The 25,663-nt window shown below is 65.9% G+C and carries 32 protein-coding genes, 1 pseudogene and 1 other annotated feature; of the genes and pseudogenes, 13 read left to right on the top strand and 20 right to left on the bottom strand.

All coding sequences use genetic code 11. From position 1 onward, the window contains the following. Window positions 1-76: 76 nt before the first annotated feature. Window positions 77-1,090: an NADP-dependent oxidoreductase gene (locus BST10_RS20325; protein ID WP_083040285.1), complete on the bottom strand. Its 1,014-nt coding sequence runs from the start codon at window positions 1,088-1,090 to the stop codon at window positions 77-79. A 148-nt stretch (window positions 1,091-1,238) separates the two neighbouring features. On the opposite strand from BST10_RS20325, the gene tpx reads away from it, so the two are divergent. After that, entirely contained in the window at window positions 1,239-1,733 is a 495-nt protein-coding gene (tpx, locus tag BST10_RS20320) for a thiol peroxidase (protein ID WP_041319831.1), read from the top strand. A 42-nt stretch (window positions 1,734-1,775) separates the two neighbouring features. Here tpx and BST10_RS20315 read toward each other — a convergent pair whose 3' ends face one another. The 7 genes from BST10_RS20315 to BST10_RS20285 form a co-directional block, all read right to left on the bottom strand. Continuing rightward, complete coding sequence (locus BST10_RS20315; protein WP_013828957.1) at window positions 1,776-2,684, bottom strand: cyclopropane mycolic acid synthase family methyltransferase; 909 nt, start codon at window positions 2,682-2,684, stop codon at window positions 1,776-1,778. A 7-nt stretch (window positions 2,685-2,691) separates the two neighbouring features. Then, complete coding sequence (locus BST10_RS20310) at window positions 2,692-3,555, bottom strand: cyclopropane mycolic acid synthase family methyltransferase (protein WP_013828958.1); 864 nt, start codon at window positions 3,553-3,555, stop codon at window positions 2,692-2,694. Between the two features lie 20 nt (window positions 3,556-3,575). Further along, window positions 3,576-4,829 carry a 3-oxoacyl-ACP synthase KasB gene (gene kasB, locus BST10_RS20305; RefSeq protein ID WP_013828959.1) on the bottom strand — a complete coding sequence of 418 codons (1,254 nt, stop codon included), beginning with the start codon at window positions 4,827-4,829 and terminating at the stop codon, window positions 3,576-3,578. A 29-nt stretch (window positions 4,830-4,858) separates the two neighbouring features. Continuing rightward, the gene (locus tag BST10_RS20300; RefSeq protein ID WP_013828960.1) at window positions 4,859-5,719 is read right to left on the bottom strand and encodes a cyclopropane mycolic acid synthase family methyltransferase; all 861 of its coding nucleotides are present in this window, start codon (window positions 5,717-5,719) and stop codon (window positions 4,859-4,861) included. A gap of 22 nt (window positions 5,720-5,741) precedes the next feature. Next, window positions 5,742-6,632: a cyclopropane mycolic acid synthase family methyltransferase gene (locus tag BST10_RS20295; protein WP_013828961.1), complete on the bottom strand. Its 891-nt coding sequence runs from the start codon at window positions 6,630-6,632 to the stop codon at window positions 5,742-5,744. A gap of 288 nt (window positions 6,633-6,920) precedes the next feature. Further along, window positions 6,921-7,571, bottom strand: coding sequence for a maleylpyruvate isomerase family mycothiol-dependent enzyme (locus tag BST10_RS20290; RefSeq protein WP_083040284.1), 651 nt, complete (start codon window positions 7,569-7,571; stop codon window positions 6,921-6,923). A 74-nt stretch (window positions 7,572-7,645) separates the two neighbouring features. Beyond that, window positions 7,646-8,209, bottom strand: a complete 564-nt coding sequence (locus tag BST10_RS20285; RefSeq protein WP_041319832.1) for a TetR/AcrR family transcriptional regulator — start codon at window positions 8,207-8,209, stop codon at window positions 7,646-7,648. Between the two features lie 93 nt (window positions 8,210-8,302). On the opposite strand from BST10_RS20285, the gene BST10_RS20280 reads away from it, so the two are divergent. Beyond that, entirely contained in the window at window positions 8,303-8,746 is a 444-nt protein-coding gene (locus BST10_RS20280; protein WP_041319834.1) for a DoxX family protein, read from the top strand. A 51-nt stretch (window positions 8,747-8,797) separates the two neighbouring features. Next, a complete protein-coding gene (locus BST10_RS20275; protein WP_109559600.1) occupies window positions 8,798-9,814 on the top strand; it encodes a TIGR03617 family F420-dependent LLM class oxidoreductase in 1,017 nt (338 codons plus the stop codon). Window positions 9,815-9,816: 2 nt separating this feature from the next. Here BST10_RS20275 and BST10_RS20270 read toward each other — a convergent pair whose 3' ends face one another. From BST10_RS20270 to BST10_RS20255, 4 genes are all read right to left on the bottom strand, one after another. Beyond that, window positions 9,817-10,572, bottom strand: coding sequence for a DUF6498-containing protein (locus BST10_RS20270; RefSeq protein ID WP_041319836.1), 756 nt, complete (start codon window positions 10,570-10,572; stop codon window positions 9,817-9,819). A 226-nt stretch (window positions 10,573-10,798) separates the two neighbouring features. Next, entirely contained in the window at window positions 10,799-11,599 is an 801-nt protein-coding gene (locus tag BST10_RS20265; protein ID WP_083040279.1) for an alpha/beta fold hydrolase, read from the bottom strand. Between the two features lie 97 nt (window positions 11,600-11,696). After that, window positions 11,697-12,353 (bottom strand): sterol desaturase family protein, encoded by a 657-nt coding sequence (locus BST10_RS20260; protein WP_083040277.1) that lies wholly within the window; start codon window positions 12,351-12,353, stop codon window positions 11,697-11,699. Beyond that, entirely contained in the window at window positions 12,350-13,072 is a 723-nt protein-coding gene (locus BST10_RS20255; protein ID WP_083040273.1) for a FadR/GntR family transcriptional regulator, read from the bottom strand. Before BST10_RS20255 ends, BST10_RS20260 begins: the two co-directional genes overlap by 4 nt. Window positions 13,073-13,232: 160 nt before the next feature. On the opposite strand from BST10_RS20255, the gene BST10_RS20250 reads away from it, so the two are divergent. Beyond that, window positions 13,233-13,661: a cellulose-binding domain-containing protein gene (locus BST10_RS20250; protein WP_083040271.1), complete on the top strand. Its 429-nt coding sequence runs from the start codon at window positions 13,233-13,235 to the stop codon at window positions 13,659-13,661. An 81-nt stretch (window positions 13,662-13,742) separates the two neighbouring features. On the opposite strand, the gene BST10_RS20245 is transcribed toward BST10_RS20250, so the two are convergent. Together BST10_RS20245 and BST10_RS20240 are read right to left on the bottom strand one after the other, a co-directional pair. Further along, window positions 13,743-14,993, bottom strand: coding sequence for an HNH endonuclease signature motif containing protein (locus tag BST10_RS20245; protein ID WP_083040269.1), 1,251 nt, complete (start codon window positions 14,991-14,993; stop codon window positions 13,743-13,745). A gap of 134 nt (window positions 14,994-15,127) precedes the next feature. Continuing rightward, window positions 15,128-15,607 carry a MarR family winged helix-turn-helix transcriptional regulator gene (locus tag BST10_RS20240; RefSeq protein WP_083040267.1) on the bottom strand — a complete coding sequence of 160 codons (480 nt, stop codon included), beginning with the start codon at window positions 15,605-15,607 and terminating at the stop codon, window positions 15,128-15,130. 97 nt (window positions 15,608-15,704) lie between these two features. Between BST10_RS20240 and BST10_RS20235 the strand changes: the two genes are divergently transcribed. The 3 genes from BST10_RS20235 to BST10_RS20225 are packed head-to-tail and all read left to right on the top strand — an operon-like array spanning window position 15,705 to window position 17,680. Then, window positions 15,705-16,334: an NADPH-dependent F420 reductase gene (locus BST10_RS20235; protein ID WP_083040265.1), complete on the top strand. Its 630-nt coding sequence runs from the start codon at window positions 15,705-15,707 to the stop codon at window positions 16,332-16,334. Between the two features lie 53 nt (window positions 16,335-16,387). Beyond that, window positions 16,388-17,332, top strand: coding sequence for an SDR family oxidoreductase (locus BST10_RS20230; protein ID WP_083040263.1), 945 nt, complete (start codon window positions 16,388-16,390; stop codon window positions 17,330-17,332). 36 nt (window positions 17,333-17,368) lie between these two features. Continuing rightward, on the top strand, window positions 17,369-17,680 hold the full coding sequence (locus tag BST10_RS20225) for a hypothetical protein (protein WP_235673599.1): 312 nt from the start codon (window positions 17,369-17,371) through the stop codon (window positions 17,678-17,680). 20 nt (window positions 17,681-17,700) lie between these two features. On the opposite strand, the gene BST10_RS23990 is transcribed toward BST10_RS20225, so the two are convergent. The 5 genes from BST10_RS23990 to BST10_RS20205 form a co-directional block, all read right to left on the bottom strand. Then, window positions 17,701-18,135, bottom strand: coding sequence for an LLM class flavin-dependent oxidoreductase (locus BST10_RS23990; protein WP_235673600.1), 435 nt, complete (start codon window positions 18,133-18,135; stop codon window positions 17,701-17,703). Between the two features lie 171 nt (window positions 18,136-18,306). Then, window positions 18,307-18,594: an NAD(P)-binding domain-containing protein gene (locus BST10_RS23985; protein ID WP_232062442.1), complete on the bottom strand. Its 288-nt coding sequence runs from the start codon at window positions 18,592-18,594 to the stop codon at window positions 18,307-18,309. Then, the gene (locus tag BST10_RS23980) at window positions 18,591-18,926 is read right to left on the bottom strand and encodes an NAD(P)-binding domain-containing protein (RefSeq protein WP_235673601.1); all 336 of its coding nucleotides are present in this window, start codon (window positions 18,924-18,926) and stop codon (window positions 18,591-18,593) included. Before BST10_RS23980 ends, BST10_RS23985 begins: the two co-directional genes overlap by 4 nt. 80 nt (window positions 18,927-19,006) lie before the next feature. Beyond that, entirely contained in the window at window positions 19,007-19,432 is a 426-nt protein-coding gene (locus tag BST10_RS20210) for a nuclear transport factor 2 family protein (protein WP_013828978.1), read from the bottom strand. Between the two features lie 30 nt (window positions 19,433-19,462). Further along, on the bottom strand, window positions 19,463-20,197 hold the full coding sequence (locus BST10_RS20205; RefSeq protein ID WP_083040261.1) for an SDR family NAD(P)-dependent oxidoreductase: 735 nt from the start codon (window positions 20,195-20,197) through the stop codon (window positions 19,463-19,465). Between the two features lie 122 nt (window positions 20,198-20,319). Between BST10_RS20205 and BST10_RS20200 the strand changes: the two genes are divergently transcribed. From BST10_RS20200 to BST10_RS20185, 4 genes are all read left to right on the top strand, one after another. Further along, entirely contained in the window at window positions 20,320-20,910 is a 591-nt protein-coding gene (locus tag BST10_RS20200) for a TetR/AcrR family transcriptional regulator (RefSeq protein WP_083040259.1), read from the top strand. Between the two features lie 22 nt (window positions 20,911-20,932). Further along, the gene (locus BST10_RS20195; protein WP_083040256.1) at window positions 20,933-21,322 is read left to right on the top strand and encodes a nitroreductase family deazaflavin-dependent oxidoreductase; all 390 of its coding nucleotides are present in this window, start codon (window positions 20,933-20,935) and stop codon (window positions 21,320-21,322) included. Between the two features lie 233 nt (window positions 21,323-21,555). Further along, complete coding sequence (locus BST10_RS20190) at window positions 21,556-22,593, top strand: DUF1214 domain-containing protein (RefSeq protein ID WP_083040253.1); 1,038 nt, start codon at window positions 21,556-21,558, stop codon at window positions 22,591-22,593. Then, on the top strand, window positions 22,590-23,909 hold the full coding sequence (locus tag BST10_RS20185; protein WP_083040250.1) for a sulfotransferase family protein: 1,320 nt from the start codon (window positions 22,590-22,592) through the stop codon (window positions 23,907-23,909). Before BST10_RS20190 ends, BST10_RS20185 begins: the two co-directional genes overlap by 4 nt. 64 nt (window positions 23,910-23,973) lie before the next feature. Here BST10_RS20185 and BST10_RS23435 read toward each other — a convergent pair whose 3' ends face one another. Continuing rightward, the gene (locus BST10_RS23435) at window positions 23,974-24,126 is read right to left on the bottom strand and encodes a hypothetical protein (RefSeq protein WP_163762327.1); all 153 of its coding nucleotides are present in this window, start codon (window positions 24,124-24,126) and stop codon (window positions 23,974-23,976) included. On the opposite strand from BST10_RS23435, the gene BST10_RS20180 reads away from it, so the two are divergent. Continuing rightward, complete coding sequence (locus BST10_RS20180; protein WP_083040249.1) at window positions 24,125-24,733, top strand: LGFP repeat-containing protein; 609 nt, start codon at window positions 24,125-24,127, stop codon at window positions 24,731-24,733. The two genes, BST10_RS23435 and BST10_RS20180, sit on opposite strands and share 2 nt — an antisense overlap. A gap of 70 nt (window positions 24,734-24,803) precedes the next feature. Then, a pseudogene (locus BST10_RS23975) lies at window positions 24,804-25,585 on the top strand (IS3 family transposase); the annotation flags it as partial. Continuing rightward, window positions 25,085-25,213 (top strand) — a sequence feature (AL1L pseudoknot). Its footprint overlaps the pseudogene before it by 129 nt. Window positions 25,586-25,663: the final 78 nt, after the last annotated feature.

Raw genomic sequence — 25,663 nt, 5'->3', positions numbered from 1 at the left:
TCAGGACGATCTTGGCGGCATGCGGCGATGGCATCACCCATGCTAACAAGAGCGTACGAATTAATGACTCAGGACACTAGCCGGCGGTCTTCACCACGAGCTTGCCGACGTTCTTGCCGTCGAACAGCATATTGATGGCCGTCGGTAGCTGCTCGAAGCCCTCGACGACGGTCTCGAGCGGAGTGAGCTTTCCGGCGGCGATCAGCTCGGCGATCTCGCTGTTGGCCTCCGGTGCGCGCAGGAAGTGGTCGAGCACGATAAAGCCCTGCAGGGTTGCCCGCTGGATGAGCAGGTTTCCGAACGCGCGCGGCCCGGGCGGCGGGTCGGTCGCGTTGTAACCGGAGATCAGCCCGCAGAGTGCAATCCGGGCGCCGACGTTGACGCGCGCAAAGATCGCATCCATGATGTCGCCGCCGACGTTCTCGAAGTCCACGTCGATGCCGTCGGGGGTCTCGGCGGCAAGCCGGGCGCCCCAGTCGTCGGCGCGGTAGTCCACGGCCGCGTCGAAACCGAGCTGGTCGGTCAGCAGCGCGCACTTCTCCGGGCCGCCGGCGATCCCGACGACACGCGCGCCGTCGGCCTTGGCGAGCTGACCGGCGACCGAACCGACCGCGCCTGCCGCGGCCGAGACGACGACGGTCTCGCCGGGCTTGGGTTTGCCGATGTCGCGGATTCCGATCCACGCGGTGAGGCCGGTCATCCCGAGTGCACCGAGGTACGTGCTCGGTGAGACACCTTGCGCGACGTCGACGGGGAACAGCGGCATGGCGTCCGAGACGACCACATAGTCCTGCCAACCGGTCAGACCTTGCACGACCTGGCCGACCGGATAATTCGGGTTGTTCGACGCGACGACTTCACCGAGTCCGGCCGCGCGCATGACCTCGCCGATGGCGACCGGCGGTAGGTACGACGGCGTGTCGTTGATCCACATGCGGTTGGTGGGGTCCAGCGAGATCCATTCGACGCGCACCAACGCCTCGCCGTCGCCGATCGCCGGCACCGCCTGTTCGCTGAATTCGAAGGTGTCCGGGCCGATGCGGCCGGTGGGGCGCTCGCGGAGCAGGAAGCGACGGTTTCGATCGGCCATGAGCGCACGGTACCGGATGGGCTTGCGACTGGCAATGGTCGTTAAAATAGCTGGCGGACAACGGTTTTGGACAGTGCCCGAATCGGCAATCCGAGAGTGTCCGGCAGCTGCCTTCCGCAGGGTGGGCGGCAACTGGCAGACTACTGGCGTGGCACAGATAACTTTGCGTGGAAATCCAGTGACGACGGCCGGAGAACTACCCGCGGTTGGGGATGCGGCGCCCGCGTTCTCGCTGACCGGAACGGACCTCGGTGCGGTCGAGAGTGCTCAGTTCGGCGGCAAGCCGCTATTGCTGAACATCTTCCCGTCCATCGACACCCCGGTGTGTGCGACGAGCGTGCGGACGTTCAACGAGCGCGCCGCCGCCAGCGGTCTTACCGTGGTGTGCGTGTCGAACGATCTGCCGTTCGCGCAGAAGCGCTTCTGCGGTGCGGAGGGCATCGAGAACGTGACGACGGCCTCGGCCTTCCGCTCGGGCTTCGGCGGTGACTACGGGGTGACCATCGCCGACGGTCCGATGGCTGGCCTGCTTGCGCGTGCCGTGGTGGTCATTGACGCGGACGGCAAGGTTGCCTACACCGAGCTGGTACCGGAGATCGCCAGCGAGCCCGACTACGACGCGGCCATCGCAGCACTGGGCTGATCGGCCCCACCCCCCTGATCACCACCCGGGGCGGGGCTTGGTTCACCGCGTCGTGATCGATTCGGCCTCAGGTTTGAGGTAGCTGACCAGGCTGACATCGAGCATCTCGTCGGTGAAGTAATGCTGGCATCCGCGCAGGTACTTCATGTAGCGCTGGTAGACCTGCTCGGATTGGATCGCGACGGCCTCGTCCTTGTGGGCTTCGAGTGCGTCACCCCAGATCTGCAAAGTCTTGATGTAGTGCGGCCGCAGGGAGAGGGCTTCCGGGACCACGAATCCGGCCTTCTCGCCGTGCTGAACCATCATCTCGGTGGTGGGCAGCCGACCGCCGGGGAAGATCTCGGTGACCATGAACTTGATGAAGCGCGCGGTTTCGAAGGTGAGCTTCTTGCCGCGGGCGTTGAGGTCGTAGGGGTGGTAACTGACGCTGCTCTGGATCGCCATTCGGCCGTCGTCGGGCAGGATGTCGTAACACCGGGCGAAGAACTCGTTGTAGCGGTCATGCCCGAAGTGCTCGAATGCCTCGATGGAGACGATGCGGTCGACCGGCGTGGTGAATTCCTCCCAGCCGTGCAGCAGGACCTGACGGTCGCGACCGGAGTCCGCGCCGTCGATCAGCTGCTGCGCGTAGGCACGCTGGTTCTTCGACAGCGTCAGACCGATGACGTTGACGTCGTATTTCTCCAGGGCGCGCTTCATCGTGGTGCCCCAGCCGCAACCGATGTCGAGCAACGTCATGCCGGGCAACAGGTTCAGTTTGTCGAGGTTGAGGTCGACTTTGGCCAACTGTGCCTCCTCCAGCGTGAAACCCGGATCTTCGAAATAGGCGCAGCTGTAGGTACGGGTGGGGTCCTGGAACAGGCCGAAGAAGTCGTCGGAAAGGTCGTAGTGGGCCTGGACGTCCTCGAAATGAGGCCGCATTTGGTCGGCGCCGGTGGATGCGTCGGTCATATCGGTCCTATTTCTGCAGAGTGAACTGGTTGACATCGATGTAGCCGTCGCGGAATCCGTTAGCGCAGCCGGTCAGGTAATGCATGTAGCGGTCGTAGACCTCCTGGGACTGGACCGCGATGGCCTCCTCGCGGTGGGCTTCCAACGAACCCGACCAGCATTGGAGGGTTCGGACGTAGTGCTGTTGCAGGGATTGGCGGCGCGTCAACGCGAAGCCGGCGGCCGCGGAGTGGTCTTCGACCATCTCGACGGTGGGCAACCGCCCGCCCGGGAAGATCTCGGTGGCGATGAACTTGATGAAGCGGGCCATCGCGAACGTCAACGGCAGACCGAGCTCCCTCATCTGCGGAATCGTCAGGCCGGAGATGGTGTGCAGCAGCATGACACCCTGCGGCGGCAGAATCTTGTAGGCCATGGCGAAGAAGTCGTCGTAGCGGTCATGACCGAAGTGCTCGAATGCGCCGATGGAGACGATCCGGTCGACCGGTTCGTCAAAGCACTCCCAGCCCTCCAGCAGGACCTGGCGGCTACGGGAGGTGTCCATCGCGTCGAGTGACGCCTGGGCGTGGACGGCCTGGTTCTTGCTCAGGGTCAGGCCGATCACGTTGACGTCATATTTCTCGATGGCGCGCCGCATGGTCGCGCCCCAACCGCAGCCGATGTCGAGCAGCGTCATCCCCGGTTGCAGGCCCAGTTTGCCCAGCGACAGATCGATCTTGGCGAGCTGGGCCTGCTCGAGCGTCATGTCGTCGCGTTCGAAGTAGGCGCAGCTGTAGGTCTGGCTGGGATCGAGGAACAGCCGGAAGAACTCATCGGACAAGTCGTAGTGGGCCTGTACGTCGTCGAAATGCGGTTCGAGATCTTTGGGCATAAGGCAGCTGCTTTCTGGTACTAGTAGGTTCCGAAGGCCAGGGCCACGTTGTGACCGCCGAACCCGAACGAATTGCTGATGGCGTAGTGGTAGTCGCCCAGCCGCGGCTGGCCGGCAACCACGTCCAGATCGATTTCCGGGTCGAGGTGGTGCAGGTTGAGCGTGGGCGGGATCGCCCCGTCGCGTAGCGCCAGAACGGTCAGGATCGCCTCGACGGCGCCGACCGCGCCGACCGAATGGCCCAGCGCGGATTTCGGTGCGTAGACGGCTGGTTGGTGGCTGCCCATCGCGTTGTGGATGGCCTGCGCCTCGGCCAGATCACCGATGCGGGTGCCGGTCGCGTGGGCGTTGATGTGGTCGATGTCAGACGGTGCCAGCCCGGCGAGTTCGATGGCCCGGGTCATGGCGTAGCCGGCCCGTTCCCCGGACGGGTCGGGCGCCACGATGTGGTAACCGTCGGAGGTGATCGCCGCGCCCATCAGCCGGGCCAGGATGGTGGCGCCGCGCGCTTTGGCGTGCTGTTCGGTTTCGATGACCAGCATCGCGGCGCCTTCACCGAACACGAACCCGTTGCGGTCCCGGTCGAACGGGCGGCAGGCGCCGGCCGGGTCGTCGTTGGTCGTCGACAACACGATGCGCATTGCGGCGAAGCCGGCGATCGGTACCGCCTCGATCTTGGTCTCCACGCCGCCGCAGATGGCGATGTCGGCTTCGTCGTAGACGATGTCACGCCAGGCCTGGGCGATGGCCTCGGCGCCGGAGGCGCACGCGGAGACCGGCGTCAGCACCCCGGCCTTGGCGCCGCGTTCCAGGCCGACCGCGGCGGCCGCCGCGTTGGGCATGTACTTCTGAACTCCCAACGGCGACACGCCTTTCATGCCGCGCTCGACCATGCCCTGATAGCCCCAGACCAGTTCTTCCGGGGAGCCCAGGCCGGTACCGATCGACACCATCAGGCGGCGGGTGTCGACCTCGGGGGATCCGGCGTTGGCCCAGACCCGTCGGCCCAACACGGTGGACATCTTCTGCAGATACGACAACCGGTGCAGTTCCTTGCGGGTCAGCTCGTGGTCGAACTCTTCGAGTAGGTGTCCGCCGATGCGCACCGGCAGGTTGTACTGCTCGACGAACGGGTCGTCGAGGTGGCGGATGCCGCTCTGACCGTCCAGCAACTTCTTCCAGGTGTCGTCCACGGTGGCGGCGAGCGCCGTCGTCATGGCGACGCCGGTGACAACCACATCGGGAAATCCGTTGCCCGTCGAGAACCTGGTCATGGTCGTTTATCCGGTTTCCTGGCGGCGAATCACTTGCTGAGGGTGAACTGGCCGACGTTGCTGATGCCGCGGCGGAACAGATCCGCGCAGCCGGTGAGGTAACGCATGTAGCGCTGGTAAACCCCTTCGGACTGCAGCGTGATCGCTCGTTCGCGGTTGGCCGACAGGTTGGCCGCCCAGATCTCCAGCGTCCGCACGTAGTGCTCGGGCAGGAACTCGGCGTGCTCGAGGCGGAAACCGGCGGCCTTCGAGTAGTCATAGATGTCGTCGAGGCCCGCCATCTGGCCGCCGGGAAAGATCTCCTTGCCAAGGAACCGGACGAACCGCAGATCATCCATGGTGATTCGGATGCCGTGCTCGCGCCAGTAGGTCTGTGGATGGGTGAAGATGCTGTGCAGCAACAGCCGGCCGTCGCGCGGCAACAGATCGTAGGCGCGCTCGAAGAATGCGGCGTAGCGAGACTTCTTGAACGCGTCGAACGCCTCCACGGTGAAGATACGGTCGACGTGTTCGTCGAACTCCTCCCAGCCCTGTAGACGAGCCTCGACGTGACGGTCGGTCGGCAACCTCGCCAAGGTGGCGGCGCTGTAGGCGCAGTGGTTGCGGCTGAGCGTGATGCCGATGACGTTGACGTCGAACATGGTCACGGCTCGGACCAGCCCCGCGCCCCAGCCGCAGCCGATGTCGAGTACGGTCATGCCGGGCTCCAGGTTCAATTTGCGCAATGCCAGATCGTATTTGGCGTTCTGGGCCTCTTCCAGGGTCATGTCCCCGCGCTCGAAGTACGCACAGGTATAGGCCATGCTGGGGTCCAAGAACAGCGAGAAGAACTCGTCCGAGATGTCGTAAGCCGCCTGGGATTCTTCGTAGAACGGCTTCAGATCGGTCATCGTCGTCACCTCCGGTGTGTCCTTACCTGGTCGGCTTCTCCATCGTGAATTGGCAGACGTCGGTGTAGCCGTCGCGGAAAAGCTCCCGGCAGCCGGTCAGGTATTTCAGGAAGGTGTCGTACATCTGCTCACCGTTGAGCTCGATCGCTTCATCCCGGTGGGCCTCTAAGGCCCTGGCCCAAGTGTCCAGCGTGCGAACGTAATTCGAGCCGATCATGTGGTGTCGGGTGATCTCGAAGCCACATCGGCTGGCGTGTTCGTCGACCACGGATATCATCGGCAGCCGGCCGCCCGGATAGATCTCCTTGCGGATGAAGCTGATGAAGCGCATCAGCGACATCGTGCGCTTGAGCCCCATCTGCTCGGCTTCCGCTTCGGAAGGCACCACGATCGAATGCAGCAGCATGACCCCGTCGTCGGGCAGGACCTGATAACACATCTTGAAGAAGTCGTCGTAGCGCTCGTAGGTGCCCACGCCGTCAGCGAAATGCTCGAAGGCGCCCAGTGACACGATGCGGTCCACCGGTTCGTCGAACTGCTCCCAACCTTGCAACCGCACCTGCCTGGATCGCGGGCTGTCCATCTCGGCGAACTTGCGTTCGCAATGGGCCACCTGGTTTTCGCTCAGTGTCAGCCCGATCACGTTGACGTCGTACTTCTCGATGGCGCGCCGCATCGTGGACCCCCATCCCGAGCCGATGTCGAGCAGTGTCATCCCGGGCTGCAGTCCCAGCTTTCCCAGCGCCAGGTCCACTTTCGCCAGCTGTGCCTGTTCCAGCGTCATGTCGTCGCGCTCGAAGTAGGCGCAGCTGTAGGTCATCGTCGGATCCAGCCACAGCCGAAAGAACTCGTTGGACCGGTCGTAGTGCGATTGGACGTGCGCAACGTCCGGCTTGAGTTCGGTGTCGGTCATCAGCTTTCTCCCGCTAGGTGGTTAGCCGCGGCCAGGCCGCCACGCACCGAATCGTGGGCGCAACGCTGAACCCACTCGTACCCGCTGCACAACGGTCAGCGGTCTCAGCTCGGCGGGATTGCCTATTGAGAACCGAGGCGCGCTGCCGCGCAGGTTTCCCTCGCGAAAGGCGCCCCAAACGCTGATCGGAGGATTCTTTCGCAGCCGTCAGCCGCCGTCTTGGCGCCCGGGTGAAATGCGCTTGACCAGTGGTAGCGCGACAACGCCGCGGGGCGGAGACCGGTGATGTCAGACCTGAGCCCGGAACGCCCGAAGCATCTGCACCGGGGGTCCGGCGCCGGTCATGGTGATGCCGGTCGGCGGTCGGCGTCCGGCGAGCCAGCGCACCAGGTTCTCGGTGCTCCCGCAGACGGTGACCTCAGCAGCCGACAGAGGCCCGGCGGAGCACCGAATGGTGTTGTCGGCAGTGGCGACGGTGACCCGCACAGCGGCCGGCAGCTTGTTGCGTTGATGGTGCAGCAGTAACGGGACGACCGTGCTCAGGGTCGCCGGCACCGCATGGGCGCTCCCGGTGGCGCGGGTGAGGTCGTCGTGGTGGGTCCAGTACTCGAACAATGCCAGCGGCGCCACCCGCGGCCGCAGCAGCAATCGTGGCACCGGGAGCCGCAATCGGTTGACCAGGGCTGCGAAACCTTGTCGGCGCTCAAGGCGAATGGCGTTGTCGACCAAGGTCGGCGGGCCCGCCACCGCCACGCCGCGCACCGCCAGCGACCGTGCGATGAACGTGGTCAGGCCGCCGGGGCGCTCCTCGGCCACCAAATGCGATGCGAGATCCAGCGCGGTCCAGTCACCGCAACCGGTCGGCGCCGAGGCGCCGGCGGCGAGCAACGACGCCGCAAGTGCTGCCCGTTCGGCCGCGATGTCGGCGGTGATCGTCACGACCTACAGTCTGGACCGGATTGCGCACCGATGGGCGGGGATACGCCTTCGGGCACCCGGCAGCGACAATGAAACTAGCCGTCGAACAGCATGCGGGCGATGCGTTCGACGGTGCGCATGGGATCTGTGGCCTTCACCGCCGCGTCGACGGCGTCGTTGAGCCACAACGTGACGAAGCCGTGCACCAGCGACCAGGCCGCCAGCTCGGCGCCGGTCGGGTCGTCACGGGCGTGCGGGTCGGCCAGCCCGGCCACGCCGCGGGACAACTCCGCGGCGGCCGCCGCCTCTGCCGCACCCAGGCCAGGATCTGCGGCGTCAAGCAGCGACTTGTCGAACATCACCTGGTAGTGGCCCGGATGGGCGAGGGCGAACCGTACGTAGGCCAGGGCGGCGTCGATGAACCGTGGCCGAGCCGCGGTGAGTGCCTCGGCCAGCAGCCGAAAACCTTCGGCGGCCAATGCGGTGAACAGGCCGCGCCGGTCGGTGAAGTGATGCGCCGGGGCCGCATGTGACACCCCGGCGGCGCGCGCCAGCTCCCGCAGCGACATCCGGTCCGCACCCTGTTCGGCCACCATGCGGGCGGCCTCGGACAGGATCGCCGCGCGTAGATCGCCGTGGTGGTACGTCGAGCGAGCCATGACGAGCAGCATACCCCGAGTCTTGACAGCGACTAGATACGACTCGTAATCTCGGCGGCGGTAACTTGGCAACGTCTAGATTGGAGGATGGCCGTGGTGCCACTGATCGCACTGCTGGTCGGCAGCGTCGTCGCCCGGATCGCCGGCTGGTGCGGTATCGACTACGTCGACGGCTGGGTCCGCGCGATCGCCGTCGGCCTGGCCGCGATGTTCGTGGTCACCGGGGCGGCGCATTTCGCACCGCCGCTGCGACGCGATCTGATCGCGATCGTTCCGCCGGCGCTGCCCGCTCCGGGCTTGCTGGTCAGCGTGACGGGTGTGCTGGAACTCGCCGGGGCGGTCGGTCTGCTGATGCCCGCCACCCGCGGCGTGGCGGCCGTCGGTCTCGTGCTGTTGATGCTGGCGATGTTCCCGGCCAACATCTACGCAGCCCGGATGCCGGCTCCGCCCAAGTCGATGACGACGCGACTGTCGGTGCGCACCGCCGAGGAGATCGTGTTCCTGGCCGCGGCCGTGGTGGTCGCCGTCGCCGGTTAGACGCTCGGGCTGAGACCGTCTTCCGGCAGGCCCAGCACGTAAGATCGCACCGTGCAGACTGACGTGATGACCGTTCCGCAGCCCTTGGGAAAGGTCGGCGCATTGGCCCGGCGCACCCAGGCCGCGGGCTTCTCGGGCCTGCTGTTCACCGAAGCCGGTCGTACCGCATATCTCAACGCCGCCACGGCATCTCAGGCCGCTCCCGGACTGGAGCTTTCGACCGGAGTTGCGGTTGCCTTTCCGCGTAGCCCGTTCGTCACGGCGGCGACGGCCTGGGAGTTGCAGGAGGCGACCGCCGGGAAGTTTCGACTGGGTCTGGGAACCCAGGTTCGTACCCACGTCGTGCGGCGCTACGGTGCGGCGTTCGACCGCCCCGGCCCTCGGCTGCGTGACTACGTGCTCGCCGTGAAGGCGTGTTTCGACGCGTTCCGGACGGGGACGTTGAACCATCACGGAGAGTTCTACGACCTCGATTTCATCACTCCGCAGTGGAGTCCCGGACCCATCGAGGCGCCCGACCCCAAAGTCGATGTCGCGGCGGTGAATCCGTGGATGCTGCGGATGGCAGGCGAAGTGGCCGACGGTGTGCACGTCCATCCGCTCGGCGAACCCGGCTACCTCACACGTCACGTGGTGCCCATGGTGGCCGAAGGCGCCCGGAAGGCGGGCCGCGCACCGTCGGACATCGCCATCATCGTGCCCGCGATGACGATCGTCGGCGACAGCGATGAAGAGCGACACCGGGAACGAGAGTTGGTGCGCGCCAGCATGAGCTTCTACGGCAGCACCCCGAACTATGCGTTCATCTGGGATGAGGCCGGCTTCGAAGGCACCACCGCCCGACTCCGCGAAAAGCAGAAGGCGGGCGACTTCGCGGGCATGGCGGCACAGATCACCGATGAGCACTTGGCTACCGTTGCGACCGAGTCGACCTGGGATGAATTGGCCGACAAGCTGCTCGACAAATATGGCGCAGTGGCGACTCGGCTGGTCTTGTACAACGCTCTCGGCGATCCCGAACGCTTTGAGCGGTACGGCCAGATCGCGCGCCGGATCTCCGGCGGTTAGCGCTACGGGGCCGTCCGCCAGGGCTGCTCGTTGCGTCGCTGCCGATCCCGCTCGCGGTCTTGATCCTGCGCCCAGAAGTCCTCGAAGCGTTCTCCCGGATGCACATTGGGCATTCGGTTCATCAGGTTGCTCAGCCAGCGCGGCGGGCGGTCCGGCTCCCATTGGGGAACCACGGCGCTGAGCGCGGCCAGCGTCTTGAGGATGACGAAAATCCCGAACAGCGTGCCCGGCGCGTCCGTGGCGGCGATCCCGGCGAAGCCGAGCAGCAACGTCAGCTGCACGACCATCACTCGGCCCAGTCCGACGTCGGCGGCGCGTTCGAGGTCGCGGAAGGACCAGCGGCGCAGTTGGACCAGATCCAGCAGGAAACCCACCGCCAGAAACAGCAATACGGACAGACATCCCCATCCGACGCTGCGCCAGTCGAGGTCGATCAGCTGAAGCTGCGGCGCCCGGTTGTGAGTCAGCAGCGCGAGAATTGCCCCGAGGAAGACCCCGTGGGCAGCACAGAAAGCCAGACTGACCAGAGTGAAGCCCGACAAGAAGGAAGAGGTCGCCGGGCCGCCGGTTCCCGGGCCGCGATAGCGGAAATGACCGGATTTTGGTGAGAGGCGTTGGTGCACGGCGATGCGCGCCATCATCAACAGGCACATCGCGACGTTCTCGAACCAGTACACCACCAGCGTCGTTGCGCCGGACCAATGCTGACCGAACCAGCCGAAGGCCGGTACGGCGATCACTCCGAGCGCCGCGAACAACTGAGCCGGTGAGTTTGCGGAACCGCGCCGCGGAACCGGCGAGGTCACGGTCCAACCCGAGGTCGTGCCTCGCCCAGCCTGGCGACCCAGCTGGGGGCCCGCGGGCAGATCGAGGCCGTGGCGCAGTCGACCCCGAGCAGCGCCTGAATGCGGTTGGCCACAGCTCATTCAAGCACTCGCGGTGCGCTGTGAAGCCGCCAAGCGAGGCCCCAATTCACCGCACGTGCTACGAGGCCTCGGCCCGCCGGTCGGGGGCGCTGCCCTCGAGTAGTACGCGTGCGACGAGTTCGGGGTTGTCGGCCATCGGCACATGGCCGCACCCCGACAGTCGGATGTGGCGGGCTTGGGGGAGTCGTCGCTCGGCGATCCGTGCCTGATAGGGCAGCAGGATCCGGTCACGCGCGGCCCAGGCGACGGTCACCGGGATGTCGGCCGGGATCTCGCGGTGGAACACTTCGGCGGCCGGGAAGATCTTCTTCATCGCGGGGACGGCCCGCCGCATGCCGTTGAGGTCGGCCACGAACTCGTCGGCCGGGATCCGGTCGGGGTGGGCCGACACCACCACGCCCATCATCCGCCTGGCCCACGCCGACCGCGCGAGCGTCGGGACCACGGGCGCCAGTGCGCGGGCGCTAGTGGTCAGACACCAGAAGACGAACCGGATGTAGGCGAAATCGAGGGCGTTGTGCCAGTACGCGGCGGGGGACAGCACGGTCGCGCTGGCTACCAGATCATCTGCGGCGGCCTCCAGCGCGATCCGTCCGCCGAGCGAATTTCCGGCGATGTGCGGGCGCTCCAGACCCAACTGGTCCAGCATCGCGACCAGCTCGGTACGCAAGGTTCCTTGCACATCGCCGTCGCGGACCACCAGGTCGTGGGACTCGCCGTGCCCGGGAAGGTCGAAGAGCACCACGGTGCGGTGGTCGGTGAGGTGCTCAAGCACCGGATACCACGCCTGCCTGCGGTGGGTGATCCCGTGGACGAGCACCAGCGGCGCACCGGTGCCGTGGACCTCGTACTTCAGCATGTCGGTGCTCCTTCGCGGCCGGGGCGATTTCGATGTGAGGCAACCGTAGCGTTCCCGCGGTGCCCGGTTTCGTGGGTTGTGCGGTGTGACTCGCGGATCAGCGGGTCGCGCCGTGCAGATTCCTGGCGGTCGGGGATGTCGGTACCGTCGACTGATCCGGGTGTGTACCGAGCAGCCGATCGGCGGTGCCGGTGGTGGTGATCGTGAACCAGTAGTTCTCGTTCTTGAAGTGGTGCTGGCGGTGATTGCGCCAAATCGACCGGTAGGCACTGGTTTTCGGCTTGTAGTCGGTGTGGATGAGGTAATGGGTCCACTCGTAGACCAACCCGAGGCCGGTCAACACGACCACCGATGTTAGTCCCAGGCCGAGCCGGTTGGAGACGAGCAACGGCACCGCGACGGCAGTCGGGATCAACCAGAGCAGGGTCTGTCGGGGTATGAAGATCAGCTCGACCTGCCGCGGGTCACGGTGATGCTCGCGGTGTTTGCGCGCCAGCAACGGATCCAGGGTGAAGCGGCCGGCCGAGCGGGGCCGCCAATGCAGGATGCCGACATGGATGACCCACTCGAACACTGGAAAAGCGACGATCATGAGCGCCGGCAGCACAGCATCGGTGAGTTGCCAGTCGCCGACGGCGATCCGGGCGGTCAGCGCCGCGATGAACGTCAGCGCCAGGCACCAGGGGGAGGGATGGCGCCAAAACTCCCGGCCCGCATCGGACAGCGTGAGGCGGCTTCGCGCACGGGTGGTCATTGCTGTTGGTCCAAGCCGGACAGGGCGGTGAGCAGGGCGTCGGTGGCCGGTGCGAGCAGTTCGACGGCGGTGCGGCGGGCGCCCGCCGGGTCGCTGGCGGCGATCGCCTGTGCCACCCGCTGGTACGGCTGCGGATGGCTGACCTCGACGGCCATCACGGTCGCAAGGGCTTCCAGGGCCGGTTCGTAGGTGACACGCAGCGTGTTGAACATCAGCCGGAAGACGATGGAGTCGGCGGCATCGACGACGTGGTCCCAGAACGTCAGTGCCGCGCGCTGACGCTGCACCGGGTCCGCTTCGGCGACAAGGGCGTCCACGGCGCCGTCGAGCACCGCGGCCGCCTGCGGGCCGCTGCGCTGGGCCGCCAGCTCGGCGACTTTGGGCCCGTTGTGCAGCCGGGCCTCCAAGATGCTGCGCACGACCTCGAGGTCCAACTCCTCACCGCGTACCAGCAGGCGGGGCAGCAGGTCCAGGCCCGCGTGACGGCGATAGTCCCGCACGGTGGTGGCGTCGCCGTGCCGGACTTCGATCAGGCCGGCAGCGTTGAGCCGAGTGAGTGCCTCCCGAACCGCCGGTCGGGACACGCCGAGCACTTCGGCGAGCCGGCGCTCGTTCGGCAGCACCTCGCCGGGTGCCATCTCGCCGCTGAGCACCTCGGACATGATCTGCTCGAAGACGTGTTCGGGTACCGAGCGTCGAGTCACCTGCCGCAGAGCCATACTGCCAACTTTCCCGATTCGTGGCCAGAGGTCAAGTGGTCAGACCAGTTCTTGAATGTCGAGGTGAAGATTTCACGACGATGTCGGTTGAGGCAACGTATGGCAGCTTCTGCCGTGCCCTAGGACCGAAATCAGCTGTCCGGATCTACGGTCTGCTGCTATGGGCCGGCTGGACAGGTGCGCGAAGCGCTTACGTACTGCGCTTCACGTCGGCGTGGCGGCATTGATGGTTGTCATCCTGGGACTGGCCACCACCGCCGTGGCTCATGCGGCTGCGGCCAGCGCGACGCTGTCGGTGACATCGACGTGGCAGACCGGCTTCATCGCGCGCTTCGTCGTCACGAACAGGAGCGCGGCGCCGCTCACCGATTGGCGGCTCGAATTCGACATGCCGGCGGGACAGTCCATCTCGCACAGTTGGAGCAGCACCTTTGCGAGATCGGGTACGCACCATGTTCTCGGTCCCGCCAATTGGAATCGCATCATCGCGCCGGGTGGTTCGGCCACCGGTGGTTTCCGGGGCGTGCTGACCGGGACGTATTCGCCACCAGTGAACTGTGTGCTCAACAGGCAGTATCTGTGCAACTGATGTCGCGCCTGGCAGTCGGATCAGCGCCGTTGTTCGGCTGCTGCGGGGCCCAGGGACCGACCGGCTCGTAGCCGGCGGGCGTCAGTTGACCGTCGGTGGCGCCTGCGGTTGGTACGGCTGGTACCACCACCAATCGGCACGCTCACCGGTCGGCCCCGGGTAGGGCGCAACCTCGGGCGGCGGGCCGCTGGGCGGGCGCGCCAGCGACCCTGAATGGAGTTCCGTACCGCCGCTATCGGTCACCACCAGGTGCTCGGGTGGACCGGCGATGGTGATGATGCCTCGATGATGCTGGCGGTGGTGATACGGGCACACCAGCACCAGGTTGCTCAGTTCGGTTTCCCCGCCGTTTTCCCAGTGCACGATGTGGTGGGCGTGCAGCCCGCGGGTGGCGCCGCAGCCGGGAACCACACAGGTCCGGTCGCGATGCTCGAGGGCGCGGCGCAACCGGCGGCTGATTCCGCGGGTGGTGCGCCCGGCGCCGATGGGTTCGCAGTTGCGCTCGAACCAGGCCTCAAAGGTGGCGTCGCAGAGCAGGTAGCGGCGCTCAGCCTCGGAGAGCACTGGGCCCAGGTGCAGTGCGGCGGCCTTGTGTTCGACGTCGAGGTGCACCACCACGGTGGTGTGTTGGCCGTGGGGTCGGCGGGCGGCTTCGCTGTCCCAGCCGGTTTCGATCAGGCGCATGAACGCATCGGCGGTAGTCGGCAACGGCAGCTGCTGCCCTGATGCGCGGTCATCATTGTCATGGTCGTGTTTCCACGCGGTAATCAGCGCATCCAGATGCGACTGCAGGGCGGCGTCGAATTTCGCCGCGTCGTGGTGGTCGAGTTTGATGCGCCAGCAGCTGCCGTGTTCGTCGCTGGTCTTGGTGATCGAGCGTGCCGGTTCTGGCCGGGGGTCGGGTTGCGGGCGTGGTTCGAGTTTGACCGCGGTGCGCAGCTGGCTGACGGTGGCCATCCCGGCCAGCTCCGCGTAGTGCTCATCGGAGCCGTCGCCGCCGCGCTGGGCGATCACCCCGATCTGGTCCAGCGACACCCGGCCTTCCCGCATCCCCTGTGCGCAGCGTGGAAACTCGTCGAGCCGGTGCGCCACGGTGCTGATGGTGTGCGCGTTACTCGGGGACACTCCGGTCTTCCAGGCCACCAGTGCCGGGATCGAGCGCGCCCCAGTGGCCCCCCACAGTTGGTCACGTTCGATCTCGGCGACGATCTCCACAATGCGCCCGTCGATGGCATTGCGTTGCCCGGCCAACTCCGCCAACTCATCGAACAGCACATCAATGCGCTGGCACGGACCCAACTTGGCGCTGCCGGCAGGTGCGGTCGAGGACATGACATCAGCATTGCAGGAGTGTCCGACAAGTTCGGCGAGCAAACGTCCAATGGGGGAAAGCCGATCCGGCACGTCGGCTGCGAACCGGGTTCGCCGGCTCGCGCCGAAGTGCCGGCCGCCATCGGCAGGAGTCATCAAGGCTCCGCGTCGATGGCGGAGTCGCGGTGTGTGGCCAGGTGGTGCAGGATTCGTTCGTTGAGGGTGGCGAGCGTGTCCATCTCAGCCGGGGTGAACAGGTCGACGAAGTTCCGGCGGACGTCCTGGACGTGTCCGGGTGCGGCCTTCTCGATCGCGGCGCGGCCGGCCGGCAGCAGACAGACCATGGTGCTGCGGGCGTCGTTGGGGTTGGGCTCGCGGCCGATCAGCCCGTCTTTCTGCATGCGCCGCACCTGATGGGAGAGGCGGCTCTTCTCCCAGCCCAGTGTCTGGCTCAACTGGCGGGCGGACATGCGGTCTCCGTCGAGAGCCGAGAGCGCCGCCAGGACCGAGTAGTCGGCCCCGGACAGGCCGGCCTCCAGCAAGCGCCGGCCCAAGTGGGCTTCGATCTGTTGGTTGGCGTCTATGAAGGCTCGCCAGGCGCGGCTTTCACGAGGGTTCAGCCAGTTCGGTTCCATCCACAGATGCTACCCCAAATTGGTTGACGCATCATCCAAATCGGGATTAAGGTTGAGGGGTCAACCTTTTGATTCGTCGACCAAGACGGGATATCTCATGAACAGCATCAGCATCATCGGCCTGGGCAACATGGCCGGCGCGCTGGCCGGTCGGGCGCTCGCCGGCGGCAACGAAGTCGAGATCATCGGCCGCGACCCGGTCCAAACCAAGGAATTGGCCGCCGCGCTCGGCGCCACCGCCGGGACGGCCGGGACCGCTCCGGCCGGCGATATCGTCATCCTGGCCGTGCCGTACGCCAGCGCAGCAGCGGTGGTCAGCGAGTACGGGGATGCTTTGCGCGGCAAGGTCGTCGTTGACATCACCAACCCCGTCACCCCCGATTTGACGGGTTTTGTCACCCCCGAAGGCAGTTCCGGCGCGCAGGAGATCGCCGAGGCCGCCCCCGCCGGCGCGCATGTCGTCAAGGGATTCAACACCTTGTTCGCCAACGTTGTGGCGGACAGCCCGGCCCAGGGCCGCCCGGCAGACGTGTTCATCGCCGGCGACGACGCGTCGGCCAAGGCGCGCGTGTCGGACTTCATCGAGAGCCTGGGGCTGCGTCCGCTGGACGCCGGGCCGCTGTCGATGGCGCGGGCACTTGAGAATGTCGGCCTGCTGGAGCTAAGGCTTCTCAACCACTCCATCAAGCACACCGACTTCTTCGTCGGCGCCAACGTTCTCAGCTGAGCGACAACCCGAGAACAACCACCCCTTGCACCTCCATTGAAAAGGACAGTCACATGCGCATTTTCGTCGCCGGCGGGACCGGCCACTCCGGTTCGTACATCATCCCCGAACTCGTCGCCGCCGGGCACGAGGTCACCGGCCTGGCCCGGTCGGACACGGCAGCCGCGGCCCTGACCGCGCTCGGCGCGAAAGTGCACCGCGGCAGCCTTGAAGATCTCGACGGGCTCAAGGAGGCGGCCGCGAGCTCCGACGGGGTGATCCACGTCGCGCACCGCCAAGACCTGCTTCCGTCCGGCGGGATCGACGCCGTGACCGCCGCGGAAGTACCGGTCATGCTCGCTTACGGCGAGGCACTCGCGGGAACCGGGAAGCCACTGGTCGCGGCGGGCAGCATGGCCTCGCCCGGGAACCTGGGGCGTCCGGTCACCGAGGCGGACCCGGCCCGGCCCAGTGGGAACGAGTACGGGGGCACCCTGCGTTTCCGCAATGCTGTGGAACTCGCCGTAATCGGCCTCGCCGAGCGGGGAGTGCGGTCTTCGATCGTGCGATTGCCCACAGTCGCGCACAGCACGACCGATCGTGCCGGCTTCCTGCCGGGGGTGATCGCGCTTGCGAAAGAGAAGGGCATCGTCGGCTACCCCGGCGACGGCGAGAACCTCTGGGGCGCAGTGCATATCCGCGACGACGCCAGCCTGTTCCGCTTGGCGCTGGAAAAGGGCCCGGTCGGCAGCTACTGGCACGCGGTGGAAGACGGGGGTATCCCGTTCCGGGAGATTGCTGAGGCCATCGGCGGCCGTCTGGGCCTGCCCGTCGTGAGCATTCCGGTGGATGAACTGATGCTGCCGGGATACTTCGGCATGTTCACGAATCTGGTCACACTGAACCTTCCGGCCTCCAACCTCATTACGCGCCGAACCCTCGGCTGGGAACCCACTCAACCCAGCCTGCTCGCCGATCTGGACAACGGGAACTACTTCCCCGGCCGGTTGACGGCCTAGCCGCGCGCCCGACCACACCTAGTTCCAGGAGGGTTCATGACCACGTTCGCCCCGCACCGCGAAACCTTGGAGTACTTCGTCGACTGCATTCATGGCGGCGCCGACAAAGACACCCTCGCCAATCTGCTCGCCGAGGAGGTGGTGATCTACAGCCCGTTCGGCGGTGAGCCGGTCACCGGCCGCGAGGTCGCGGTGGAGACCATAAAGACCGTGAACGGACTCGCATCCGACGACAGTTACCTGGAGGTGCTCAGCGGCGAGACCCACCACGCCGCACACTTCCGGCTGCAAGTCGGAGATGCGGCGGTCAACGGCATATTCTTCGTCCTGCCCGACGCGGACGGCTAGATCGCCGAGGTGAGCATCTTCTACCGCACCCTGCCAGATGGCGTTGCGCTGCAACGAAACCTGGCGGATGCAATCGGTATGCAGCCCTGGGAGTTACGCACGACCGGGGAGTGACCACCAAGCCCGTCAGACCGTCCGACGATTGCCCCACGTGGTGATTGCGTGGCCGGCGAAGTCGAGTAGCGGCGCCAGTCGGCGCCCCGGGCGGTGTCATGTTCGTCCTTCATCCAGCCGACTCCCACACGGATGTCGAGGCGGCCGTCGCTGAGCACGTCGAGCGTTGTCAGCTGCCGGGCCAAATGCGTTGGCTCGTAGTAGAACGTGCTAAGCGTGCTGGCGTTCAGTCGCACTCGGTTGGTCGCCGTGGCGGCGACCGTCCACAGCAGCACCGGATCGAGGTAGCGGGTCATCTGCGGCGGGTACGGCTGCTCTTTGCCCGGATAGATGGCCCGCATGTGCACCTCGGCAGAATGCGCTCAGGCCAACAGCGCTGGTAACGGCAGGCTCGACAATGGGAATGACGGAACCGAGCTTCATCGCGTGAATCCTCTCCAGGCGCACAATTGTCGGCCTGAGCTGACTTCTGACATAGCGAAACCTCCTCCGGCTTGGCCCGCACCGGCGTCTCAGCCGAGGTTCACGCCGAGAGAGAAGTTCAAGTTCCCCACGCCGTTGCCGGCCAGGCCTACTGACAGCAGGCCGGCGCCCTCCAGCCAGTGCGCCATGCCCAGATCGCCGGTGTCCTGCGGGCGCATGCCGAGGCTCCTGATGAACGTAGACACGCGCGCTTTGGCCTGAGCGTCATCGCCGGCGATGAACACATCCAGCGGACCACCGGCGGCCAGTACGTCGCGAAAGAGTGTGTTGAACGCCTTGACGACGTGGGCGCTGACCGGGGCGGCCTCGGCGATCATTGTCGCGACGGAGGTGTCGTCGGGGACAGCCAGTCCGGTCGCGCTGGGGTTGAAGGGGTTGGTGATGTCGACGATGGTCTTTCGGCCAGCGCGTCCCCGAACTGGCTGGCGATCGGTACGGCGCTGTCGAAAAGCACTGCGAGGATGACGATGTCGCCGGTTGGGGTGGCGCCCCCCGTTCCGGCCGTCGCGCCGTTGCCGAGCGTCCCGGCCAGGGCTGCGGCCTTGGCCGCATCGCGACCGATGATTTCGACGGCGTTGCCGCCCTTGACGGCGAGAGTGCCGATGGCGCTGGCCATGTTGCCCGAGCCGATGATGCTGATGCTGTTCATGATGTGCTCTCTTCCGGTTGTGGTCTCGTTCGGGTGCAGGCCGACGGTCTGGGTGGGTGAGGTCGGGGTGGGCTTGGCCGTTACCCCGTGTGGGTGAGGAGTTCCCAGGGCTTCATGCCGAGCAGACCGGCAAGATGTCCCTGCATCTCGACGCCGGTCGGCAGCGGGCGCCACCAGATCGTCACCTCGGCGATCTGGCCGTCCGCGTCGAGGCGGATGTTGTCCATTCCATTGACCCCGGTGTCGTTGATCTCCAATCGGAAGTGCGCGGCGTGGTGCGTCTCGCCGGTGAGAACCTCCCCATAGCGGAGGTCGGCCGCCATCACGCTGACGGTCCGGATGGCTTCCAGCACCGCCTCACGGCCGGTGACCGGTTCGTCGTCGAGTGGGCTGTACAGGACCACGTCCTCGGCAAGAATGCCGGAAAGGGCGTCTTTGTCTGCACCGCCGTTCATGCAGTCGACAAAGGCCTCTACCGTCTCGCGGTGCGGGGCGAATGTGGTCATGGCTACTCCTTGTGTCCTTGTCTCTCCGTGTCAGATGACCGTGGTGCCGCCGTCGACCACCAACTCCATGCCGTTGACGTAGCTCGAGTCATCGGAGGCGAGGAACAATGCGGCCGAAGCGATCTCCTCGGGTTTGCCCATCTCGCGGCGCGGGATCACCGACTCGAACTGCGCCTTCATTTCCTCGTCCATCACCTTCGCCAGCATCGGCGAGGAGACCTGCCCGGGGATCAGCACGTTCACCCGGATCCTGCGGTCCCGCAACTCCGACACCCACACCCGTGCGTAGGCAGATAGCGCGGCCTTGCTCGCTGCGTAGACGCTCCAGTTGGGGTAGCCCCGCAGCGATGCGTTCGACCCGGTCATGAAGATCGAGCCGCCATCGTTGAACAGCGGGAGCGCCTTCTGAACGGTGAACAGCGTGCCGCGCGCGTTTAGCCCGAAAGTGGCATCGAACTGCTCCTCGGTGATCTCGCCGAGTGTGGCCTGCTCGCCCGTCCCGGCACTGGCCCACAACACATCGATCGCGCCTTTTTCCCGTTTGACTGTGTCGAACAACCGGTCCAGATCGTCGAGGTCGGCTGAATCGCCCGGCACGCCGGTCACGTTCCGGCCGATCAGTTCGACGGCCTCGTCCAGCGCATCCTTGCGCCGGCCCGAGATGAAGACCTGCGCCCCTTCGTCAACGAACAACTTGGCACCGGCCAGCGCCATACCGCTCGTCCCGCCGGTGATCACCGCGACCTTGCCATCGAGCTTTCCCATGATCCGCTCCGCTCACTTCATTGAGACTATGTATACCGATCGGTGTATGTACCGTATCGGAAGATGGCAGCGATGACAAGCTATGCACACCGATCGGTACCCAACTGGGCTATGCTGGGCCGATGACGGAGGTGGAGAAGGGGCCGCAGGGGCTGCGCCGCGGCAGGGGTGCACGAGAACGCATCCTGCGCGCTTCCCAACAGCTGTTCCGCGATCAAGGCATCAACAGCACCGGCATGGATCAGCTCTGCGCGGTGGCCCAGGTGTCCAAACGGACCTTCTACCAGCACTTCAGCGGCAAGGATGAGCTGATCGCTGAGCACCTACGCCGATTCGATCCTGACGTGCTGCCCGAGGTGTTCGACCGCAGCGACCTCAGCCCGCGCGAACGGCTGCTTGCCGCCTTCGACATCCACGGCCCGCTGTGCCCGTTCATCGCCGCGGCCGTCGAGATCAACGATCCGGACCACCCGGCCCGCCTGCACGCCCGCGACTACAAGAAAGCCTTTGCCGCGCGGCTCAGCGCGACCGCACGCGAGGCCGGCGCCACCGACCCCGACCAGCTCGGCGAACAACTGGCTCTGCTGCTCGACGGCGCCTCGGCACGCAACCGCGTCCTCAACTCCGAGAGCTTCGCCACCGCAGCCGCCATCGCCGCCGTCCTCATCGACAAGGCCATCCCCGCGGCAGCGGTACCGCTTGGCGCACGCTGACCCGCCGAACAAGGAGGCGACAATGCGCGTTGGGCGCTCGGTTGCTCGATTCAATAGCCGCTTCACCAACCGGGCGGCGCTGCGGGTCGTAGGACGCCTGCCCGCCTTGGGAATACTGGAACATACCGGACACCGAACCGGAAACCGTTACCGTACACCGTTGCTCGTTTTCGATACCGCCGACGGCTACGCCCTGCTCATCGGCTACGGGCCTACGACGCACTGGGTCCGCAACGTTCTCGTCCATGGCTCGGCCGCCATCCGGAAGCACGGCCGCACCCACCAGGTCGCCAAGCCGCGCCTGCTCAGCAAGAGCCAAGCCGCTCACACCGTCAAACCGCTTTCGCGGCCGCTATACCTGCTGTTCCCGTACAACGAGGCGGTACTGGTGCTGACACGTCAGCCGCAGTGATCGGGCTCCTGCGGACACACCGCACGATAGTGTTTCACGGTTCAGGGCGATGAAGCCCGCTGCCAGGAAGGGGTCCGCGGTGTGTGCTGCTGAGGCGGGCATCCGCATTGAAGACCCTTCACCCAATGCCGGCACGATCCGCGAGTGAATCACGTATGAGTGCGACAGCGAATTCCGGACTTGCAGAGCCGCCAGGCCCCGAGGCCGACGCCTGGCGCCGCCTGGTCGACGCCATGCGTGTTGCGGGGGAGCGGGTGGTCACCGATACCGCGGGGCTGTCTCGGGTAGAGCGCGCCGACGGACTCCGGGCGCTGCTGCGGTCGTTCGCGAATCAGTTGGGCCGCTTCGAGGTCGACCGGGACAGACCCGAGTTGGTCCCGTTCAACGGGTGGCGGCAGAAGTTCTTGATGGACAACCCGGATTTTCGCTACTGGGTCGCCGACATCCGCGCCGGTGGGAGATACCGGATTCGTGGGAACCGTGGCGATGCCGCCTATGTTTCGATCACGGTCTATGCCGGTGCCGGCGGTACCGATGCCCGGGCCACCACGCGGATAGACAGTGACGCCTTAACTTTTGACGAATCCGGCGGCTACCAGGTCAGTCTCGGCGGTCAGCGGCCGACGACGGGAGACTGGCTGGATCTCCCCGCGGGCGTGACCGTGGTGTGGGTCCGGCACTTCCACAATGACGTCCACCAGGACGCCATCGGATGGTGTGCCATCGACCCGGCCGCCCAGCCTCCGATACCGGCGCCGATCGACCCGGAGAGGTTCTCCCGCCAGCTGACCAAATTCGCAACGGCGACAACCTATCTGCCGCAGATCTGGGCCGCCGCCACCGCGGCAGACCTTGCCCAACCCAACCAGATGCGGCACTGGGAGGAGATGACCGGCGGGGCGGTGTACACCGAGCCCGGCATTCATTACCTGCGCGGGGGGTGGCAACTGGCACCAGACGAGGCACTGTTGATCGAGGGGGAGACGGTGGACTGCCGCTACTGGAACATTCTGGCCTACAGCCGATTTCTCAATTCCCTCGACCACCGTCATCGCCGCGTCTCTTACACCGGAGCCACCGCCACCGTCGTCGGCAACCGGTATCGGTTCGTGCTGGCTGCCGAGGACCCCGGAGCGAGTGACGCCGACTGGATCGACACCGAGGGCCGACCGGAGGGCATCGTGGTGATCCGGTTCTTGCAGCCTGTCCGCACACCGCAGCTTCCCACGGTCACGCGTGTGCGGCGCAGTGACATCCGGGCGCAAGGATGACCCGGTGGCATGCGCCGCAGCGGACTGCCGCGGCACAGCAGATCTACCGGTCGGCCGAAGAGGACCGGGGCGTGCGGCCCGAGAGGTATCGGCTCGGTGTCGACGCCATAGACCCGGTGATCGACCGGGCCTCGCGTGGACGTGGCGATGCCATGTTCGGCGAGGTGGCGGACTGGAAGCCCGGCCTGGAGCACTATCTGGGGTCGGCGGCCGAGGACGGCCGGCTCAACGCCCTGGGTGCCAAGAATGCGCACAGCACCGCGGTGGGACGGCTGCGTGCCCGAGCGGCGATCGACACGTACCTGCGCGAGCATCCCGACCTGGAGCAGCGGCCGCTGACCGCACCGATCATCATCACCGGCGGCTGGCGTACCGGGACCACCTTCTTGTTCCGGCTGCTGGGTCGCGACTCCCGACTGCGGGTACCGCTGCCCGCGGAACTCGGCGCGCCCTGGCTGATGGCCGGCGATCTGAAGCCCCAGCAGCGAGCAGAACGGTTGGCTGCCGGCGCATCCGGCCATCAGATGCTGCACATCCTGAACCCGACCATGGCGGCCGTCCACGATTCCGGCCCGGACCTGGCCGAGGAATGCGTCCTGGCGATGGGCACCACGTTGCGTAACTGGGGCTTCACCGCCACCACCCGGCTGGACGGGTATGCCCGCTGGCTGGCAGGCGAGTCGTTCGCCGCGGAATACTTTCAACACCGGCGCATCTTGCAGATCCTCGATGCCGACGACGGACGGCGATGGGTCCTCAAGGCGCCGGCACACACCGCTGAGCTCGAACATCTGATCGCGACCTATCCCGGTGCCTGCGTGATCTGGTTGCACCGTGACATCGTCGAGACGGTGGTCTCCGGGGCCAGCCTGTTCGCCACCTACCGATCCACCTACAGCGATCATGTCGACGGTCACGATGTCGGCCGGTTCCAGACCGAGCAGACCGAGCTGTGGCTGCGGCGCGCGGTCACAGCTCGCAAATCCTCAGCGGCACAGACCGTTAAATGGCTGGACATCCACTACCGCGACCTGGTCTCCGATCCGGACGCGACCCTGCGGCGGGTCTACGCCGCCGCCGACCTGGACGCCGGGGACTCCACGGCGATGATCGCTGAGCACCACAGTGCCCAACCCCGCCACGGAAAGGGCCAACACCGGTACGTGGCCACCGACTTCGGAATCGCCCCGCAGGCTCTGCGCGAACGCATGCGGTTCTACACCGACACCGTGTCGCTGGCGGCTTCGCCAACCCCACAGATATCCCAGCAAGGCCCAAGCCGACCCCGCAGTGACGGGAATCATTACGACACTTAAATGTGCTGCTGCAGAATCGAGTTCGGACGCAGAAATTCGAAGCCTGGTCATGATCGCGTTATGTCTACACTTCATCCATTCGCGCCGGGCCGAGGATCGCTGGGATGCCGCGGAAAAGGCGGCACGCCTGCGCCACGCTACTGGTTTGGCTATAGTCCTGTTCGGGCGAGGAGATCAGCCTGATTTGGTGAACAGCAAAGCGCGAGAGGAAGTCCATGAGGACGATCACACACCGCCACGCCGCAGCCATCGGCCTGATCGCCGTCACAGTGACCGCGGTGGGGTGCAGCCATCGAGAAACTTCCGACGCATCGGCGCCACCTCAGGTCTTGCTGATCGCCACCACCACGGCTGGAGTCCCGGCGCCACCTGCCGATGTGAAGCTCATCGGGGAGCGAGGCGTCGAGGTAACCCTGACAGGGCCGATCGCTGCTAAGTACTCGTCGGCAACTGAGAGTCAGAAGGAGTCTCTCGGCAAGCCGCTGACTGGCGACCACAACGCAGGCACACGAGAGAGCGGCGTGGTGTTTCAGCAATTCCAAGGCGGCGCGATCGTCGCCAAGAACGGCGAAGCGGGCACGCCGGCATACATCACCGAGGGCAAGATCCGGGACGCCTGGAATGTCGAACGCGACCAGGATGGCGTGCCTGCAGTTCCCGGGAACAACGGTTCGGCGGGGCCGCTAGGCATCCCAACGAGTGACCAGACCGCCGTGGGCGATCAGCTGGTGTCGACGTTCGAGCACGGAAAGATCGCCTACGACACGAAGACCGGCCAGGTCGAGGTGACGGTCAACGGGAAGGCCGTACCCTCCGGGCTGTAACGCAGGGTCAAGGGCGAACTGAATCGCCCCGGTGAGTCCGGAGACTTCATCTCTTGTGAAGGATGGAGTCATGTCAGGTTCGAGGAAGTACCCGGCCGAGCTGCGTGCGCGTGCGGTGCGGATGGTCGCTGAGGTACGCGGCGAGTATGCGTCCGAGTGGGCGGCGATCGTGTCGGTAGCGGCCAAGCTGGGTATCGGCACCCCACAGACGCTGTTGAGCTGGGTGCGGCGCGATCAGATCGATTCGGGAACCCGTCCCGGGGTAACCAGCGAGATGGCCGAAGAGCTCCGCAAGCTGCGGGCTGAGAACCGAGAGCTCAAGCGGGCCAACGACATTTTGAAATCTGCATCGACTTTCTTCGCGGCGGAGCTCGACCGCTGCAATCGGTGATCATCGACTACATCGACACCCACAAACAGGAGTACGGCGTCGAGCCGATCTGCCGCGTGCTCACCGAGCACGGTGCCAAGATCGCGCCGTCCACCTACTACGACGTGTGTGCCCGGCGGCGCCAGCCCTCCAAGCGGCAGGCGCGCGATGAGGAACTCAAGGTCGAGATCGCCCGTGTGCACCGGGAGAACTATGCGGTCTACGGGGCGCGCAAGGTCTGGCTGCAATGCCACCGTGAGGGCATCGAGGTGGCCCGCTGCACGGTGGAACGGTTGATGGGCGAACTGGGCCTGTGTGGGGCGCAGCGCGGGAAGGTCAAACGCACCACGGTGGCTGATCCGCAAGCGGCTCGCCCTGATGACCTGGTCGGGCGCCGGTTCAGTCCACAGGCGCCAAATATGTTGTGGGTAGCGGACTTTACCTATGTATCAACATGGCCGGGGTGGGTGTATGTGGCCTTCGGAGCCTGTCACGAATTCTGTGTAAGTCAGAGATGATTTGACTACGAGTTATACTCTAGCACAACGGTATTCGACCGG

This window comes from Mycolicibacter algericus DSM 45454 (genome assembly GCF_002086455.1).
Classification (GTDB): domain Bacteria; phylum Actinomycetota; class Actinomycetes; order Mycobacteriales; family Mycobacteriaceae; genus Mycobacterium; species Mycobacterium algericum.
The sequence above is the reverse complement of the archived record's forward strand: the minus strand, read 5'-3'. Positions and strand labels throughout refer to the sequence as shown.